The organism is Paenibacillus flagellatus, from assembly GCF_003217775.1.
Lineage (GTDB): Bacteria > Bacillota > Bacilli > Paenibacillales > NBRC-103111 > Paenibacillus_AB > Paenibacillus_AB flagellatus.
Genome location: NZ_QJVJ01000010.1, coordinates 155,001 through 172,500, shown reverse-complemented (window position 1 = coordinate 172,500; position 17,500 = coordinate 155,001). Strand labels below are relative to the sequence as shown.

Sequence of the window (17,500 nt, the reverse complement as noted above, 5' to 3'; positions counted from 1 at the left end):
AAAGAACGTTTGCCGGCGGCGCGTCCGAGCCGCGGCTTCAGTTCCATCCTAAAAAAAGAAGCGCTTCAAAAGCGCTTCAAACGAAAAAGCCGCATTCGCGATCGATCTCCTCCAGGACGCGCGGCGGGTCCGCCCGGTGCTCGAGAGCCTCGGCCGCCGCCGCCGGCAGCGGGCGGGGCGCCGCGGGACGGACGGCTCCGCCGAGCTCGCGGCAGCGGTCGATATACTCCGTTTTGCCCGTCTTCCGGCCAAGCTCTTCGTTCAGCGCGAGCGCCGCGGCCCGGCGCTCCGACGATCCGGGATCCAGCTTCCACATCGCGTAACGGATCGCCGCCTCCTCCCGCCGCCCGGGATTCGCTCGGAGCAGACGCTGCAGCCGGTCCGTCGCCCCGGCGGAATCGATCCGTCCGAGCTCCGTCTCCAGAAGCAGCAGCCGGACGTGAAGCCGGACCCGCCTATCGCGGCTTTTCAGACGTTCGGCGATGACGAGTCCTTCCCCGGCGGCCTCCGCCGCGCCTTCGACACGGTTGCGGCCCTGCTTCGCCAAGCTCATCCAATAGAGCGCCTCGCATTCGAGCCGGCGGGCCCGAAGACGCACGGCCATGCGAATCGACCGTTCGAGCGTTAGCTCAGCCTCTTCGTACCTCTGCTGCGCTATCCGGACGCCTCCTTCCGCGACGAGCATGTCGGCGGCCATGCGCCAATCGCGAAGAGCCGCCGCCTCTTCGAGGCAGAAAGCGATGCAGGGTTCCGCCTGCGCGCAGAACCCCTGCGCCCAATAAAACTTGCCCAGCATTCCCATGGCGGCGGCGAAGCCCCGGCGGTCGCGGACCGACCGGCTCAGCTCGATTCGTTCGGCGATCAGGCCGAAAGCCGGCTCCATCCGATCCATGTCGAGATAGAGGAGCGCCAATCCGTCCAGAGCGGATCCCGCAGCTTCCTGATCGCGATGCTCCATGGCCAGCCCCAGCTGTTCCTTGTAGACCCGCATCGCCCGGCCGTACTGGCACCGGATATGGTGCAGCTCCGCGGCCACGCCGTAGAACCGGCAATCGTCCCGCGTCCGGCCGGCGAGGTCGGCGAGTCGCATTTTCGCCGTCAAACGCTCGATCGCCCGATCGTCGTCTCCGATATCCGCATCCAGCATGCCGAGCGCGCCATAGACGAGTCCGAGGCCGGATCGATCCCCCGCCGCTTCGAAATGCCGGAGCGCCCGTTCCAGATGGAGCCTCGCTTCCTCGTACCGGCCCTGCTGACGGAGGCAATCGCCCAACGCAACGTCGCTAACGGACCGCTCGCGCGCCGAGACCGAGTCGGCGAAGCGCTCGAACCACTGCCGGTAAGCTTGCTCCGCTTCCTTCCCGTTCCCCGCCATCATCCAAGCATCCCCGAGCTTCATCAGGACGGGCGGGAGCCGGCCGGAAGGGAGCAAGTCGCACAGCTTCCGGTAATAGCCGATCGTCGATTCGTAGGCGCGAATGTTCCCCGCCGCCTCAGCGGCCGTTTCGTAGCAGGCGATCGCCTCCTCCTTCATGCCCGCCAGCTCGAAATGGTAGGCGATTTCCGCCGCCGCGGCTTCCGGCTGATCTTGGTGAAACGCGATCAGACCGTTCGCGATTTGCCGGTGGCAGAAACGGCGGCCGCTTGCGCCAACCGTTGCGTAAACGGTCTCTTTGACGATTGCATGCGTATAGTCGTAGTCCCCGCAGTCGTTTTCCCGGATCAGCTTCCGCTGCGCGAGCTGCTCCATCGCTTCCAGAACGGTGCGCTCGTCCGCGCCCGTCACGGCCGCCATGAAGCCCGGCGACACGGGTCTTCCGACAGCGGCGATCGCGATCGCGAGCTGCCGCCGGTCCGGCTCGAGACGGCCGAGCCGGTTTTCGATGACCGTCGCCGCGAGCGGAGAGGGGCGGCATTCGCTCCGGGCGCCGCCCGCCTGCCATTCCCGCAGCGTCTCCACGATATAGAGCGGAACGCCGCCGGTTTGCGCATACAATCCGGGGGCGTGGCGGTCCGCCAACGCTTCGCCGACCGTCGCCGCCATGAGCCGTCTCGTCTCCTCCTCCCCGAGCGGCGCCAGCTCGATCTCCGTCAGCTTCCGGCCGGTCCGCAGCCCGGCGAAGAACGGCGCGACGGCATCTTGGGCCGACTCGTCCGTCCGCATCGTGGCCAGGACGAGCAGCGCGTCCTTGGAGTCGCTGCGCAGCAAGTAGGAGAGAAGCTGGAGCGTCTCCCCGTCGGTCCATTGGATGTCGTCGAGTAGGAGCAGCATCGGCTGCGAAGCCAGCAGCATTCGCCGGATCGCCTCGAACCAGCGCTGCAGCTGCCAATTTTCCCGAACGGGGTCCGGCTTCGGCAGGTCGGGGTAACGCTCCAGCAAATCCGGCAGCAGCCGGGACAATTCCGACCTCGCGACCGGGCACAGCTGCGGCGGCAAGGGCAGACTGCGCAGCCACGCGACGACGGGCGTATAGGACAGCGCTCCCGTCGACGGGAAGCAGCCGGCCGAGGCCGTATGTCCGCCCTGGCTTTCCACCCATGCCTTGAATTCCAATGCCAGCCGGGTTTTGCCGATCCCCGACTCCCCTTTCAGCAGGACGACGTGCCCGCCGTTTGCCCCTTGCTTCCAAGCGTCGAGCAAGCCGCCCCATTCGCCGTTGCGGCCGACGAACGGGGCCGGGTCTGGCCCGGCGGCGTCATCCCCTCCGCCATTCTCCATGAGCGTCGCGAACAGCCGGGCGCTCTCCTCCGCCGGTCCGATTCCGAGCTCGGTTTCCCATACGTCCCGCAGCCGCCCGTACGTCTGCGCGACGCCCGCCTTGTCTCGGTTCAGCGCATGCAGCCGCATCAGCGTGCGGTACGATTCCTCCCGCCACTTGTCCCGTTCGAGCAGCTTGTTGGCATAATCGATCGCCGACGCGTACTCCCGCCGGCTTTCCAGCAGGGCGACGAGCTTCTCGAGCACGCTCCTGTACGTTCGTGCCAGCCATTCGCGCCTCTCCTCGAGCCATTCCTCGTAAAATCCCGGCAGCAGCTCCCCGCGGTACAGCGCCTCCGCCTCGCGCAGCTCGTAGAGCGTCTGCCCCTGCGCCGCACGCTCGAATTCGCGCACGTCCGAATGGAACGCCGCCTCCCGGTTCCATTCCAAATACCCGGGGGTGACCCGAATATACCGGTCGATCTGCGGAACGCTCTCCCGCAAATCGTGAAGCAGCTTCCGCAGGTTGGACAGCGCCTGCTTATCGGTCGAATCCGGCCAGAAGTCGAAGGCGATTCGCTTCCGGCTTTGCGGCGAGCCGTAAGCGAGCACCATATACGCGAGCAGAAGCCGGCTCTTGCCGCCGGACACGTCGTTCGTCCGCTCCACGCCGTCGAGAACGATGTTCAACCGTCCGAATAGTTGGAAATGGCAACTTGTCACAGCCGATATCCCCCAGTCCGATTCCGATCCCTTCCCTTTCCTCTTCATTCTATATGAGTTCCCCGTGCAAAACCTTCCCTCTAAGCCTCAAATTTGCATCCCGGGTTATAGGGCGATACGCCCAGTCGAGCGGCGGAAAATGTTCCCGTCCCGAAACGCGGGCATCACGGCAACGAAGGAGCCGGTAAACGAAAAAAGCTGCCGGTCGCAGCAGCGACGGCAGCTTTTTTCGAATGAGCAGAAGGAAGCGGCGCCTACTTCAAGCCGAGATCGATGCGGACGCCGTCGTCGAGAAAGGCGATCGCCTTCACCTTGACGAGAGGAACGGCGCTGTCGTCGATCGGGACGACGACGGGGTCCAGCGTCAGCCACGAAGGCGGGACCGTGAAGTCGCGAATGCGCGTCCCCGTATGGCGGACTACGAGCTCGGGCGCCTTCCATTCCAGCGCGAAATCGAGCGCCGCCCCGACGCGAACGCCGGCGATCGTCTTCAAGTTGACGTAGGCGGTCAACCGGTCACCCCGCTGCTCGAGCCGCGCGCCTTCGATCGTGACGCGCTCGTTCAGCTGCGGCCGCTCGGCCAGCTTCATCTTGACGAGGTCGTTCAGCTCCCGGCCGGTCAGGTGCACTTCCGGCTTGCGGGTTTTGACGATGTCGAGCAGCTTTTGCGACACCGACACCGGCTCGTAAGCGAGATCGAGCGTTTCCGCCGGCCGCACGTACAGGACGGCCGCGCCCAGGAGCAGCGCGGCGATGACGAGCAGGACGGCCGCGGCTTTGATCGTTTTGCGAAGCAAGCTCTCCCCTCCCATGCGAACGCGGTGCCGGATGCCGGCACCGCGTTTTTTTAGGCTTTCGCTTCTTCGGCGGCCGGAAGCGTCACGGCTGCTGAGGCTTCGGACCGCCGCGCTCCGCTTTTTCCTTCAGCCAGCGCGGCGCTCCTTTGTTTTTGCGGTCGCGCTCGCGCTCGGCCGCCTTCGCCTTGGCGCGCGCGGGCACCGGCGCCCGCGCCGTCTCCGGTGCCGGCGGCTTCGCCGCGGCGCGCGGGGGCGCGTCCGGCTGCGGCGCCGGAGTCGGCGTTGCCGCGGCGGCCGTCCGGCGGGGCGGCTTCGCCGGGGCGGTGGCGGCCGCGGTCCGGGCGCGCTCCTTGCCGGCGGCGCCGGTTTTCGCCGCCGGCCGGGTCCCGCCGCCCGCGCCGCGCGCCTCGTCCGGCTCGACGACGGCGCCTTTGTACATCGCCTTCCGGCTGATGACGATGCCGAGCTGCTTCTCGAACTTGCGCAGGATGAACATCTCCTGCTCCGTCGCGATCGATATCGAGAAGCCGCTCGCCCCCATCCGGCCCGTCCGCCCGGCCCGGTGCACGTAGTGGTCGGCGTCGATCGCCGGCTGCAGATGGAAGACGTGCGTCAAGCCCGGGACGTCGAGTCCGCGCGCCGCGACGTCGGTCGCGACCAGCGTCTTGACGCGGCCCGTGCGGAACCGGTTCAGCAGCGTCGTCCGCTCCTGCTTCGGCGCGTCGCCGTACAGCGCCTCGGCCGGCAAGCCGGCGAACTGCAGCTTGGAGGCGACTTCCGCGATGACGTCCAGATCGTTGACGAAGGCGAGCGCCGACTTCGGCTCGTACAGCCGGATCAGCCGGCGCAGCGTATCGACCTTCTCGCGCTCCTCGCAGACGAAGACGAGATGCTCGATGCCTCCGGCCGTCCGCCGGCCGGGATCGATCTCGATCGTCTTCGGCTCGCGCATCCAGCGAGCGGCCATGCGCCGCACCTCGGGCGGCATCGTCGCGGAGAAGAACAGCAGCTGGCGGTCGCGCAGCGCGCCTTCGACGATCGTCTCCGCGTCCTTGGCGCTGCCAAGCGCGAACATTTGGTCCGCCTCGTCGATGACGATCGTCCGGACGCGGTGCAGCTTCACCTTCCGCATTTTCAGCAGCTCCGCGACCCGTCCCGGCGTGCCGACGACGAGATGCGGATGCAGCCGCAGCCGCTCGATCTGCCGGCTGATCGCGGCGCCGCCGATCAGCGCCTGGCCGCGAATGCCGAGCGGCCCGCCGTACTTCTCGATCTCGGCGGCGATCTGAACGCCGAGCTCCCGGGTCGGCGCCAGCACGATCGCCTGCAGCTCCTTCTCGGCGGGATCGATCCGCTCGAGAATCGGCAGCAGGTAGGCGAGCGTCTTGCCCGTACCCGTCTGCGACTGGGCGAGCAGATCGCGGCCCGCGAGCGCTTCCGGTATCGCCTCGCGCTGAATCGGGGACGGCTCCGAGATGGCGTGCCGGGCCAGCGCCTCGGCGAGTCCGGGGCCGATCCCGAGCGATTCGAACGTCGTATTCATAGAGTGGCTCCTTCTTGTCCGATAGTCGGTTCGTTGGTTTTCATTACCTTCAACTATACCACACGTTCCGCCCGGTCCCAAATGACCGGAAGACAAAGAGGCTGCAGCCCGAATCTTTCCGATTCGAGCCGCAGCCCTCTCGTTTCCCTTATAAGAATGAGGCCAGCTTGATGGCGATCCGCGCCTGCTCCTCCGTCCACTTCTTGCCGCTTTGCGCCTCCGCCTGATTGACGAACGCCCGCAGCGCGCCCGCCTTCGCGTTCGCATTGCCGCGCTGCTCCGCCTCCCGCGCCTGCTGCAGCTTGACCGCAAGCGCGTCGGCCACGCCCGGATCGGCCGCCATGAACTGGCGGACGAGCGCGATCAGGCCGTCGTAGTCCACTTCGATCCGGAAGGCGAAGGTGGCGGTCACCGCGTTGCCGGCCAAGTCCGATGCCGTTACGGCGACCTCATGATCGCCCGGCTCGTAGGCGTACGCCGGGGCTGCCGCCAACGGCGCCGCGCAAGGTTGGCCGCTGATACCCGACAACGCGTCGGTCGCCGTACAGCCGATATAGACCGCTTCGCTTACGGAGTAAACCGGCTTGCCGGAGAATTGGACGACCGGCGCCGTTTTGTCGACCCGGACGTCGATCGTTCCGGGCGTTTCGCGGACGCCCGAGAAGTTGACGGCGGCGTACGTTACCGTCGTGACGCCTTCCTGCGTAATCGGAACGGTCACCGCGTTTCCTTTCGCGGTCGTTTCCCCGATCGTCTGCGCCCCGGTCGCGGCATACACGATCGAATGCGCGCGGTCCGCTTCGATCGTAACGGCCGCGTCGCCGTTGATCCAGCCGTTCTCGTTCGCGGCCGGGCTGACGCGGACGACCGAAGTCGGCGGTACCCGATCTTTGACCTTCACGTAGAAGTCGTCGTAATACGCGGTCGCGACGTTATACCGGGACGTAACCGCGATCAATCTGGCGTAAGCGGCGTTGGCCGGCGCTTTGCCGCGCAGCGTCACCTCTTGCCATTGCGCCAGTCGCGATTCGTCGAGATGGATTTCCAGCGTCGAGAGGGTGGCGTTGTTTTTGTCGAAATAACGGAACATGAAGCCCGGCTGCCCCGACTCGATATAAAGATGAACGCCGGCGACGTACTCCTCTCCCGGCGTAACCGGAATTTTGTCGCTTTGGACGGCGACGGAGGCGGTCCGCAGCGTATCGACCGTCTTCAAGCTTTTCGTTCCCGAGAAGCTTCGCTCCCCGCTCGTCTCGTACCCGTAGCCGTTGCCCGTCGCGAACAAAGGACTCCAGCCCGGAATGGCGCTGCCGGCCAAAGGCTGCTCGAACCCGGCGTTGGCGACCGGAACCGGCACGTCCGGATACGGCTCCGTAATGTCGCCGTCCACCTGGATCCGGTACAAAATCGTATTCGTCTGCTGGTCGGTCAAATACAAGTTCCCGTCCATGCCGAGGTCGAACCGCGCCGTCGTCGCGAGCGTCCGGAAATCGAGCGTATCCGGATCGATCACCGTCAGCTTGTCGTTGAACAGCACGTAGAGCAGACCGTCCTCGGACCAGCGGAGCGGATGGTGCGCCCATTGGCTGAAATTCAGCTTCGGATAAATCTTCTTGCTTTTGACGACGGCGTACGTCTTCGGATCGATGGCGAAAATGTATTCGTACGACGCGCCCCAGATCAAACCGTCCGGTCCCGCCGACAAGTCGCCGATGAAGATCGGCTTGTCGAGACCCGGGACGCGAAGCGGAAACTCCGCGAGTTTTTGCTCCTTGGCGACGTCCCAAACGAAAATTTTCGCTTCCTCTTCCGTCGGCGTCGAGCCGAGTCCTCCGCGTATCGTCGTCGAGCCGAACACCTTGCCGTCCAAATATGCGGTGCTGAGCACGCTTTGGTTTTGGACGACGTTGCGGTGCACCTTCGTCTCGCCGGTAGCCGGGTCGTACACCGTGAGCGAGCCGCCCAAATTGCCGTAGCTGGCGATCGTGGAAATGAACAGCTTGCCCTCGCCGCTCGACATATGGACGAGCCGCTCCTGGTCGTTGCCGAGCACCGCGAGACGCTTCGGATTCCCCGCGCCCGGCTCGACGTTCAGATCGAATTCGTACAGCCCGCCTTCCGGATAGACGCCCATATATACTTTATTGCCGATCGGATAGACGCTGTCCGCCTGGCCGATGCTGAACGGCTTCGCCGTATTGGTGGTCAGATCGACGAGCGACGAACGGGCCTGGGAGCCGGTCGTAATGACCTGCGTCGGCGAGACGGCCTGCAGCCGGTTGACGACGCCGGGCAGTCCCGGGACGATCGGCGGATACAGATGAACCTGCTTCGTCTCGATGTTCATGATCGTGGCGCCGCCGTCGTAGCGGACGGTGACCAGATTGGGGCCCGGCAGCTCGGGCTTGTTCGGGAATTCGACCCAATCCGCGCCGCGGAAGCCGCTCGCGTACTCCATCCCCGTCTCTTCCACTCGATACGTCGCGAGATCGAACGTCTTCAGCTTCTTGTCGGACATGAAATAAATTTTGCCGTTCAACGAATCGGTCGCGTGCAGTCCCGTTACGTTCTCCAGGACGACGTCCAGCCACTCCTCGGTTTGCGTATCGTAAATGAACGCCTCCCCGGGAACGCCGCTGCCGTCCGTATAGCGGGCGAACAAGTAACGGTCGTCGACGGTATCCAAATCGTAGACCGTATCTTCCTTCACGTTCAGCGAGCCGGCGATGTTCGTCTTCTCCCCGGTCTCGACGTTTACCCGGACGATTTGCCGATGCGCCGTTCCGGCGTAGACGTTGCCGCCCTGGTAGGCGATCGAGCGGACGTATTCCTGGCTGATGTCGCCGATCATGCGGCCGTAATCCTTCAGCTGCTTGGTCGCGGGGTCGTAGCGCGTCACCTTGCCCCCGGGGTACGTTCCCACATAGACGCGGCCTTGCTCATCCGTCGTAATGCTGTTCGGCACCGATTCCCCGTCGATTTGGGCGACCTGCTTCGCTTCGTGCGTGACCGGCGAATAGTGCCACAGTCTGGCGCCGCCGCCGTCGGCCGCCAAGTAAAGCGAGCCGTCCGGAGCGATCGTATGCGCCCACGAGCTTTCCGAAGGGGCGAGCGGGATGCTTCGCAGCAGCTTGTAGTCTTCGAGATCGATGACGTTCAAGTAACCCGGCTTTCCTTTGGCCGTCGCATACAGCACGTTGCGGCCGTCTTCCTTGCCGGCGGCGCCGTTGAAGATCGCCACCGTATAGTTGTTCGGAATGAGCAGCTCCTGCGGAGCGCCGTACGTTTTTTGCGACAGCTTGCTCTCCGCGGCGGAGACGGCCGATCCGGCCCCCAAGCCGGACACGGCGATGCATAAACCGAGCGCAACCGCGCCCAAGCGCGGCATGGCGAATTTCATCAGATGACCTCCTCGTCGATTGTCGCTTGCTTCGGAAACGATCCCTGGCCTAGGTCGTTCGCGCCTCGATGCAGACAAGCCGTAAGCGCTCTCATAATGAGGCGAAAACGTTCTCCTCTCCTCCTTTCCGTATGGCGGGTACGGCCGGTGCATCCGCCCGAACATTTCTGGTACCCTTATGGTGCATATATTAGGCAAAATCGGCGTCCTTGTCAACCGAGTTTGCGTCCATTTTTCGAAAAATTGGTTCCCTTGTGGTGTACATACTTTCCATTGGCAGCCGTTGTGATATAATGACGGTAACCGAACTAACGAATTTTTCCATTCCCCCGTCAGGAGTTGGCTATGAGCGGCAAACCGGATCGCGTAACGTTTCAAGCGCGCATGGACGAGATGCTGGCCAAGCTGCGAACGGACATCGTGAGCGGCATCCGCCCGGAAGGCACCTACCTGCCTTCCGAGATCGTGCTTGGCGAACAGTTTCATTTGAGCAAAAAATCGGTGCGCAAAGCGTTGGACGTTCTGGTCCGGGAAGGCTGGATCACCAAAGTGCCGCGCGTCGGCAACCGGGTCACGCTGCCGGCGTCGCCGTCCGTGACGACCGTCAGGCTCGGCCTGTATGCGTCCGTCGAGGAGCAGCGGTTCCTGAACGGACTGCTGGAACGATTTTACGAGCGGTATCCGCATATTCGCGTGGAAACCGTCACGCTGCCGTACAGCAACTATCCTCACTCGATCAAATCGGTTTTGGACAACGGCTTTTTGGACGCTTTCACGCTGAACAACCGGAATTACCGGGACATGGTCGATACCGGCAGTCTCTCCATGCTGGAGCCGCAGCCGTCCGATCCGGACCATTACCCGTTCCTGAACCGTCTGTTCGGCGAAGAGAGGACGGTTCACGCGGTGCCGTTCCAGTTCTCGCCGGTCGTGCTGTGCTACAACAAGGACGTGTTCCGCAGCTGCGGCATCGCGGAGCCCGACAGCGGCTGGAGCTGGGAGCGGCTGCTCGAGAATGCGCGCGAGATCCGCAGCCGTGCCGGCATCCACGGGTTTTACGCGCACATCGAGTCGCTGAACCGGTTCCCGATTTTCCTGCTGCAGGCCGGCTACCGGTTCCGGCAAGACGACGGCGGACGATACCGGTTCGACGACCCCGCGCTGTGGGATACTCTCCGGGCGTGCCGCGATTGGTTCCATGGACAAGGCTTCCTGCCCGCTTTTTTGTCCGAAAGGGACGCCGGCGCCGAGATGCTGTTCCGGCAGCAGAAGGTCGCCATGATCATGACGACCTACTACGGGCTCGGCATGCTGCGGGACGTGCCGTTCCGGTACGACATGACGCCGCTTCCGTTCGCCGGCTCGCCGAAAACGCTGCTGCTGGCGACCGGCATCGCGATCAACCGGTTTTCCGGGCGGAAGGAAGCGGCCCGGCGGCTTGTCGAGTTTTTGACGTCGGAGACGTCCCAGCTGTTCGTCCAGCGGACGACCTTGAGCATTCCGGCCCATCGATCGGCGGCGGATCGGGCCGAGGAGGAAGGGCTTCCCGGCCCTTCCCGGTACCGGCTGTACCGCGAGATCGTGCCCGCCTACGCCGACTACGCCGAGCTCGGCATCCGGATGAAGGCGCTCGACGCGTTGGGTCGCGAGCTGAAGCTGTTTTGGGCCGGCTTGGAGGAGCCGCCGTCGATTATCGAGCGGCTGAACGGCGCCGACGTCTGACCGACCGGTCCGGCCTCCGGTTTCTTTCCCGGTAAATGACGAAGGAGGGCTTGCGCCCTCCTTCGTTCCGTTTAACGGCAAGTTCTCCGCTTGCCCTCTTACCCGTTCAGAGGACTTGAGCGCCCCCGTCTTTTTGCCCGATATGGCGTTCTCCCCACGCACACATTTCATCGAGAATCGGCTTGAGCGTCCATCCGTACCCGGTCAGCGAATAAACGACCTTGGGCGGAACCTGCTCGTACACCTTTCGCTCCACGACCCCGTCTTCCTCCAGCTCGCGCAGCTGCTGCGTGAGCATTTTTTGAGTAATATCCGGAATGAGCCTCTTCAATTCGCTTGTCCGCTTCTCTCCCTTGTCCAAATGACACAAGATGACGACCTTCCACTTTCCCCCGATCACGTCAAGCGTCGCTTCCACCGGAATGTTGAACATGGCCGCATGCCTCCTTTCTGAGGGTAGGGCACTTCGGAGTATCTACGTTACTTCAAAGTGCGTACTTACGAATCGAACATGTTCCCGCTTATAATAACACCCATGCACCGAAAGCCACAACGTCATACGGGGCAGCCATTACCCCAGAAGGAGGAAAATCGCATATGAATACGTCTTTTTCACCGCCGGCGTCTCGGACCGAAGAGACCGGCATATCGGGAAAATGGGCCATCATGGCCCTTGCCATAAGCGCGTTCGGCATCGGAACGACCGAGTTCGTTCCGGTCGGCTTGCTCGCTTCCATCGCGGGCGACTTGAGTATCGGCATTACGTCGGCCGGCTTGCTCATTTCCGGCTACGCCATCGGGGTCGCGCTCGGAGCTCCCGTGCTCACGGCCCTTACGAATCGGATGAGCCGCAAATCGCTGCTCGTCTGGCTCATGATCCTATTCATCGCGGGCAACGCGGTTGCCGCGCTGTCGACGTCCTTTCCCGTGCTGCTGGCCGCACGGTTCGTCACCGCCTTTTCGCACGGCGTCTTCTTCTCCATCGGATCGACGATCGCCGTCCAGCTGGTGGCGCCGGAAAAAAAAGCGAGCGCGATCGCCTTCATGTTCACGGGATTAACCGTGGCGACCGTTACCGGCGTTCCGCTCGGCACGTTTATCGGACAAACGTTCGGGTGGAGAGCGACGTTCGGAGGCGTGGCGCTGCTCGGCGTCGTCGCCATCGCCGCCATTGCCCTGCTCATTCCCCGCCATTTGAAGCCGCCGATGCCCGTCCGGTTTGCGGATATGCTTCGGCTGGTGACGAACGGCCGATTGCTGATCGGCTTCGCCATTACGGCGCTCGGTTACGGGGGCACCTTTGTAGCATTCACTTATTTGACCCCGATCTTGCAGGACGTGGTGCAGCTCAGCCCGAGCGCGGTAGGGATCGTCCTGCTGGGCTACGGAATCGCCGTCGCCGTCGGCAACGAAGTCGGGGGAAGATGGGCGAACCGCAACCCGGTTCGCGCCCTGCTCTCGATGTTCGTCATCCACGCGGTCGTTCTCGTCGCGATGTCCTTCATGATTCCGTTCCGGGTCGCCGGGCTGGCCGCCGTCTTTCTCATGGGCTTGTTCGCGTTCATGAACGTCCCGGGCTTGCAGCTTTACGTGATGCAGCTCGCGGAAAAGTACGTGCCCTCGGCCGTGGACGTCGCTTCGGCGATCAATATTGCGGCGTTCAATGTCGGAATCGCGATCGGCGCGCTTGCCGGCGGCATCGTCGTCGATCGGATCGGCCTCGTGCATACGCCCTGGATCGGCGGCTTGATGGTCGCCGCCGCCGTCTTGTTAACCGCCGTATCCGCCAAGCTTGAACGAAACTAAACGAAAACGGCTCTTTCCGGCAAGCTTGCCGGGGAGAGCATCCAAGCCTGCAAACTCTACAAGATAACCGGAGGGAATCGAATCATGACTCAACACGTACAACATACGACCCACCTGCACAACGGCATTGCGATGCCATGGCTCGGTCTCGGCGTTTTTCAGGTCGAAGAGGGCCGCGAGCTCGTCGAAGCGGTGAAAGCGGCCGTGAAGCACGGATACCGGAGCGTCGACACCGCCGCCATCTATGGCAACGAAACCGGCGTCGGGACGGGAATTCGCGAAGCTTTGGCGGAGAACGGTCTGGCCCGGGAAGAGCTTTTCGTCACGTCGAAGGTGTGGAACGCCGATCTGGGCTACGAATCGACTTTGACCGCTTATGAGGCGAGCCTGGGCAAACTCGGGCTGGACTACCTGGATCTGTACCTTATTCATTGGCCCGTTGCGGGGAAATATAAGGAGGCATGGAGAGCGCTGGAGACGCTGTATAAGAGCGGGAGGGTCAAGGCGATCGGCGTCAGCAATTTTCAAGTTCACCATCTGGAGGATTTGATGGCGGATGCCGAAATCAAGCCGATGGTCAATCAAGTGGAGTTTCACCCGTTGTTGACGCAAAAGCCTCTGCTCGACTTTACGAAGGCGAACGGCATACAATTGGAGGCTTGGTCGCCGCTCATGCAAGGGCGGCTGCTGGAGGACGAGGTGTTGAAGGCCATCGCGCACGAGCACGGCAAAACGGTCGCGCAAGTCGTCTTGCGATGGGATTTGCAGCATGGCGTCGTTACGATCCCCAAGTCCGTGCACGAACGGCGCATCGTCGAAAACGGAACGATATTCGACTTCGAGCTGTCGTCCGAGGAGATGGAACGAATCGATGCGTTGAACCGCGACCGGCGCGTCGGACCGGACCCGGACAACTTCGATTTTTGAGCGCGTCGGGAATAGAGAGACGACACGAAAGGGCAGGTTAAGACAAACCTGCCCTTTTCGTCGTTGAAGCAACGGCGTCGACGCCCGGCACCTTGCGCCTCGCCGGCCGCCGGCTACAAGCGGACCGTCTCGCCGCCGCCGATTCGCACCGCCTTGCCGCCGTACCGGATCCACACCGGCAGCGCCGACGGGTTGTGCACGACGTCGCCGTTTACGGTGCACTGCAGACGCCGCAGCGCCTGGACGTAATCGTAATACTCGATGTTCGTTGCGCTCCAGACGGTGTCCGCGTGCTCCCGAAGCCGTTCGGCCGCCCGCTCGATCATGTCCCAGTTGCCGTCGTTGTCGAATTCGTAGCTGTGACCCCATACATAGAGAAGCGACATATTCCGTCCCTCGGGAGCCGCGATCAGCTGCTCGATCCGCTCCGCCAGCCGGTCCTTATGATGGCACGTCGCCTCCCACCGCAAAAAGTCGTCGGGAAACGCCGCCAGCCGCTGCGTGCTTATCGTCGTTCGGGCATACACGATGCCGAGCGCGGGGAGCAGGCTGACGACGCTCGGGGAGAACGCGCCGAACGGATAGGACATGCCGCGGACCGGGTAACCGACGAGCGACTCCAGCTTGGCCCGGTCCTCCAGCAGCTCCGTCGCGATTCGCTCGGCCGGCACCTCCGTCAAAAACGGATGGGTGACGGTATGCGCCGACACCTCGTGTCCCCGGTACAAGCTTTCGACCTCGTCCTCGCGAACGTAACGGTCTTCACCGAGCTTCCCGGAATTCAGATGGAACGTCGCCCGGATGCCGTACCGGTTGAAGATCGCGACGAGCCTCCGGTCTTGCTCCCTGCCGTCGTCGTAGCTGAACGTGACCGCTTTCTTCTTCCCGTCGGGAAACGCATAGTCGAATCGTTTCATCGAACCCCTCCTCCATTCGATAAAAAAAAGCGAGAGCGCACCGGTTCGGCCCGATCCGTACGTTCGTCGTCGGTCGAAAACCCGGGTGCGTCCCGCTTTGCCGATCCCGGACGTCAGGCGAGTCCGAGCATCTGCTTCACTTTCCGGAAATCGTGCTCGAGCCGCTCGTACGCCGGGAACGGCGCATGACACTCCAGCGTCACCCAGCCGTCGTAGCCGGTTTCCTTCAGCGCATCGAACAGCGGCTGATGGTCGGCTTCGCCTTCGCCGAGGCGGCATTGCAAAAACTTCTCCTCGCCGTGCTTCGTCCGGTTGACGAACGTCCCCGGCGAACCCGCTTCGGCTACGCGCTTCTCGTCCTTCACGTGAACGTGGAACATCTTCCTGCCGAGCGCGATGACGGAGTCGCGGCCGTAGTCGGTGTCCGTAATGTACATGTTGCCCGCGTCGTGAATAAGGCCGACGTTATCCTCGCCGACGAGGTCGAGCAGACGAAGCCCCGACTCCACCGTTTCGACGAGCGAGACGTTATGGATTTCGAGAACGATGCGCTTGTCGTGCTTTCTCGCTTCGGCCGCGCATTTGCGGAGCCAGAACGCCGCTTTCGCATAATGGTAATCCTCCGCGAGAAACGCGTTCGGCCCGCCGGAGCCGACGCGAATCATCGAGGCGCCGAGCGTTTCGGACATCTCGAGCATGCGCTGGAATTCGGAGAACGCCTGCTCGCTTTCCTTGTCGCTCGCCGTGGAGAAGCCGCCCATATACCCCGCGATAACCGGGATGTCGAGGCCGAGGCCGTCGGCGACCGTCCGGATTTCCTTGACGCGCGGCGCGCTCGTCGCCGCCGACAAATGCGGCTCCCTCGCCGCGATCTCGATGCCGTCGAAGCCGAGCTTCTTCGTCAGCTGCAGCGCCTCCTGAATGCTGTGATCGATCAATACTCCGCTGAATGCCGCGAATTTCATGCCGTTTTCTCCTCCCGTATATAGACCGACTTCCCGTCCTTCACCGTCTCCAGCAGCCCGATTCGGTCCCGGTTCCGCTCGAACAGGACGAAGTCCGCCGGGGCGCCGGCCGTCAAGCCTTGTCCCGCGGCCAGCCCCATGAACCGGGCCGGCCGGACCGACGACATGTCCCAAGCGCCGCTCAGGTCGGCCAATCCGCGCCGCAGCAAGTGCTCGACGCCCCATACGAGCATTTGCGCCGAGCCCGCCAATATGTTCGGGTTGCTCGCCGTATGCAGCCGCCCCTCGGGCGTCAGCACCACTTTGCCGCCGACGTGCGTCTCGTACTCCCCGGCCGGCATGCCGCACAAGTAGACGGCGTCGCTGACGAGCATCGCCTGCTCGCCCTTCGTCTTGAAGACGACCTTGAGCACCGCGTCGGGCAAATGAAAGCCGTCCGCGATGACGCACGTCCACAGCTCGTCCTGCGCCAGCTGCTCCCAGATGTAGTTCGGATGGCGCGGCATCATCAGATGGGCGCCGTTGCCGAGATGCGTCGACATGCGCGCGCCGGCGCGCACCGCTTCGCGGATTTGCTCCGGCGTCGCCGACGTATGCCCGATCGACACCGTGACGCCGCTCGCGCTGCACTTGGCGATGAACGCCGCGCTGTCCGGCCATTCCGGCGACAGCGTCAAGATGCGGATTCGTCCGCCCGACGCGCGCTGCCACTTCTCGAACAGCTCCCAATCGGGCGCCCGGACGTACTGCCGGCCGTGCGCGCCTCTGGCGCCGTCCTCCGGCGATATGAACGGCCCTTCGACGTGGATGCCGGCCACCGTCCGGTCCGTCAGCGGGTCCGCCTCGCACGCGCGGGCGATGACGCCGACCGCCTCCTCGATCGCCTCGGGCGAATTCGTAATGACCGTCGGATAGTACGACGTCACGCCTTCCCGCCAAAGCGCCCGGCTCGCCCGGACGACGAGCTCCGGTCCGAACGGCAGCGTGTTGAAGTCGTCGCCGGCGTAGCCGTTGATTTGCAAATCGACGAGCCCCGGCCCGATCCAGGGAAGCTCCTCCGCGCGCTCCGTTCCGGCGGCGGGCTCCACGCTCTCGATCAAGCCGGCGCGGACGGCGACCCGCACCGGAAGTCCGGTGGCGTAATGCCGCCCGACGCGCTCGAACCGCCCGTCCGCGCTGCCGATTCCGTTTCCGATTCCGATTCCGTTCGTCGCGTTCGTCATCGGCTCACGCTCCGTACGAATCGCGGTCGACGTACAGCGTGCAGTCGGGATGGCGACGCAGCACGGTCGACGGGCATTCGGTCGAAATGCCGCCGTCCAGCGTCCGCCGGACGGCGGCGCGTTTCGTCGGACCCGGCACCATGCAGTACAGGTAGGAAGCCGACGTCAACGTCGGAATCGTAAGCGTCAGCGCGTGCGTCGGCACGTCGCCGAACGTCGGGAAGCAGCCGTCGTTCACTTGCTGCTGCCGGCACGCGTCGTCCAGCTCGACCGCCTTGATCGTATACGGATCCTCGAAATCGGCGACGGGAGGATCGTTGAACGCGATATGGCCGTTCTCGCCGATGCCGAGGCAGACGATATCGATCGGCGCCTCCCGGATGAGGCTCCCGTACCGTTCGCACTCCGCCTCGATCGAGCTGGAGCTGTCGATCAGATGCACGCGCCCCGGCTTCACTTTATCGAAAAGCTTCTCGGTCAGAAACCGGCTGAACGTTTGCGGCGCGTCGTTCGGAAGACCGATATATTCGTCCATGTGGAACGCCGTAATGCGCGACCAGTCGATATCCGGATCGGACGACAGCGTCTCGAGAAATTCGTTTTGCGACGGAGCCGCGGCGAAGATCATCCGGATGCGCTCCTTGCTGCCGAGCAGCTCCTTGATCCGGGCCGCCGCCGCGCGGCCGGCCGCGACGCCCAAGTCGCGCCGGTTCGCATAAACGTTCACCTTCAGCAAATCCACCGTTTCCGCCTTGACGGGCTGTGGCTGCAAACTCATC

12 protein-coding genes are annotated in these 17,500 nt (G+C 63.7%); 3 read left to right on the top strand and 9 right to left on the bottom strand.

Annotated elements, in window-relative coordinates; translation table 11 throughout:
• Window positions 1-76: 76 nt before the first annotated feature.
• The 4 genes from DLM86_RS22000 to DLM86_RS21985 all read right to left on the bottom strand — a co-directional run bounded on the left by DLM86_RS22000 (window position 77) and on the right by DLM86_RS21985 (window position 9,161).
• Window positions 77-3,421: an ATP-binding protein gene (locus DLM86_RS22000; protein WP_158289611.1), complete on the bottom strand. Its 3,345-nt coding sequence runs from the start codon at window positions 3,419-3,421 to the stop codon at window positions 77-79.
• Window positions 3,422-3,675: 254 nt separating this feature from the next.
• Window positions 3,676-4,218 (bottom strand): hypothetical protein, encoded by a 543-nt coding sequence (locus DLM86_RS21995; RefSeq protein WP_110842221.1) that lies wholly within the window; start codon window positions 4,216-4,218, stop codon window positions 3,676-3,678.
• 82 nt (window positions 4,219-4,300) lie between these two features.
• A complete protein-coding gene (locus DLM86_RS21990) occupies window positions 4,301-5,761 on the bottom strand; it encodes a DEAD/DEAH box helicase (protein ID WP_110842220.1) in 1,461 nt (486 codons plus the stop codon).
• A 148-nt stretch (window positions 5,762-5,909) separates the two neighbouring features.
• A complete protein-coding gene (locus DLM86_RS21985; RefSeq protein WP_110842219.1) occupies window positions 5,910-9,161 on the bottom strand; it encodes a hypothetical protein in 3,252 nt (1,083 codons plus the stop codon).
• A gap of 345 nt (window positions 9,162-9,506) precedes the next feature.
• Between DLM86_RS21985 and DLM86_RS21980 the strand changes: the two genes are divergently transcribed.
• Window positions 9,507-10,883, top strand: coding sequence for an extracellular solute-binding protein (locus DLM86_RS21980; RefSeq protein ID WP_110842218.1), 1,377 nt, complete (start codon window positions 9,507-9,509; stop codon window positions 10,881-10,883).
• Between the two features lie 106 nt (window positions 10,884-10,989).
• On the opposite strand, the gene DLM86_RS21975 is transcribed toward DLM86_RS21980, so the two are convergent.
• Entirely contained in the window at window positions 10,990-11,316 is a 327-nt protein-coding gene (locus tag DLM86_RS21975; protein ID WP_110842217.1) for a winged helix-turn-helix transcriptional regulator, read from the bottom strand.
• A 233-nt stretch (window positions 11,317-11,549) separates the two neighbouring features.
• On the opposite strand from DLM86_RS21975, the gene DLM86_RS21970 reads away from it, so the two are divergent.
• Window positions 11,550-12,689: an MFS transporter gene (locus DLM86_RS21970; protein ID WP_245954816.1), complete on the top strand. Its 1,140-nt coding sequence runs from the start codon at window positions 11,550-11,552 to the stop codon at window positions 12,687-12,689.
• A gap of 84 nt (window positions 12,690-12,773) precedes the next feature.
• Window positions 12,774-13,616, top strand: a complete 843-nt coding sequence (locus DLM86_RS21965) for an aldo/keto reductase (protein ID WP_110842215.1) — start codon at window positions 12,774-12,776, stop codon at window positions 13,614-13,616.
• A gap of 113 nt (window positions 13,617-13,729) precedes the next feature.
• Here DLM86_RS21965 and DLM86_RS21960 read toward each other — a convergent pair whose 3' ends face one another.
• The 4 genes from DLM86_RS21960 to DLM86_RS21945 all read right to left on the bottom strand — a co-directional run bounded on the left by DLM86_RS21960 (window position 13,730) and on the right by DLM86_RS21945 (window position 17,499).
• Complete coding sequence (locus DLM86_RS21960; protein ID WP_110842214.1) at window positions 13,730-14,533, bottom strand: polysaccharide deacetylase family protein; 804 nt, start codon at window positions 14,531-14,533, stop codon at window positions 13,730-13,732.
• Between the two features lie 113 nt (window positions 14,534-14,646).
• The gene (locus DLM86_RS21955; RefSeq protein WP_110842213.1) at window positions 14,647-15,498 is read right to left on the bottom strand and encodes a sugar phosphate isomerase/epimerase family protein; all 852 of its coding nucleotides are present in this window, start codon (window positions 15,496-15,498) and stop codon (window positions 14,647-14,649) included.
• Window positions 15,495-16,721, bottom strand: a complete 1,227-nt coding sequence (locus DLM86_RS21950) for an N-acetylglucosamine-6-phosphate deacetylase (protein WP_110842212.1) — start codon at window positions 16,719-16,721, stop codon at window positions 15,495-15,497. Before DLM86_RS21950 ends, DLM86_RS21955 begins: the two co-directional genes overlap by 4 nt.
• 4 nt (window positions 16,722-16,725) lie before the next feature.
• On the bottom strand, window positions 16,726-17,499 hold the full coding sequence (locus tag DLM86_RS21945) for a glucosamine-6-phosphate deaminase (RefSeq protein ID WP_110842211.1): 774 nt from the start codon (window positions 17,497-17,499) through the stop codon (window positions 16,726-16,728).
• Window position 17,500 lies beyond the last annotated feature (1 nt).

Bases quoted from the DNA above. Each gene is read 5' to 3' on its own strand.
- DLM86_RS21990 (WP_110842220.1), bottom strand. From the start codon at position 5,761: ATGAATACGACGTTCGAATCGCTCGGGATCGGCCCCGGACTCGCCGAG.
- DLM86_RS21985 (WP_110842219.1), bottom strand. From the start codon at position 9,161: ATGAAATTCGCCATGCCGCGCTTGGGCGCGGTTGCGCTCGGTTTATGC.
- DLM86_RS21980 (WP_110842218.1), top strand. From the start codon at position 9,507: ATGAGCGGCAAACCGGATCGCGTAACGTTTCAAGCGCGCATGGACGAG.
- DLM86_RS21975 (WP_110842217.1), bottom strand. From the start codon at position 11,316: ATGTTCAACATTCCGGTGGAAGCGACGCTTGACGTGATCGGGGGAAAG.
- DLM86_RS21970 (WP_245954816.1), top strand. From the start codon at position 11,550: ATGGCCCTTGCCATAAGCGCGTTCGGCATCGGAACGACCGAGTTCGTT.
- DLM86_RS21965 (WP_110842215.1), top strand. From the start codon at position 12,774: ATGACTCAACACGTACAACATACGACCCACCTGCACAACGGCATTGCG.
- DLM86_RS21960 (WP_110842214.1), bottom strand. From the start codon at position 14,533: ATGAAACGATTCGACTATGCGTTTCCCGACGGGAAGAAGAAAGCGGTC.
- DLM86_RS21955 (WP_110842213.1), bottom strand. From the start codon at position 15,498: ATGAAATTCGCGGCATTCAGCGGAGTATTGATCGATCACAGCATTCAG.
- DLM86_RS21950 (WP_110842212.1), bottom strand. From the start codon at position 16,721: ATGACGAACGCGACGAACGGAATCGGAATCGGAAACGGAATCGGCAGC.
- DLM86_RS21945 (WP_110842211.1), bottom strand. From the start codon at position 17,499: ATGAGTTTGCAGCCACAGCCCGTCAAGGCGGAAACGGTGGATTTGCTG.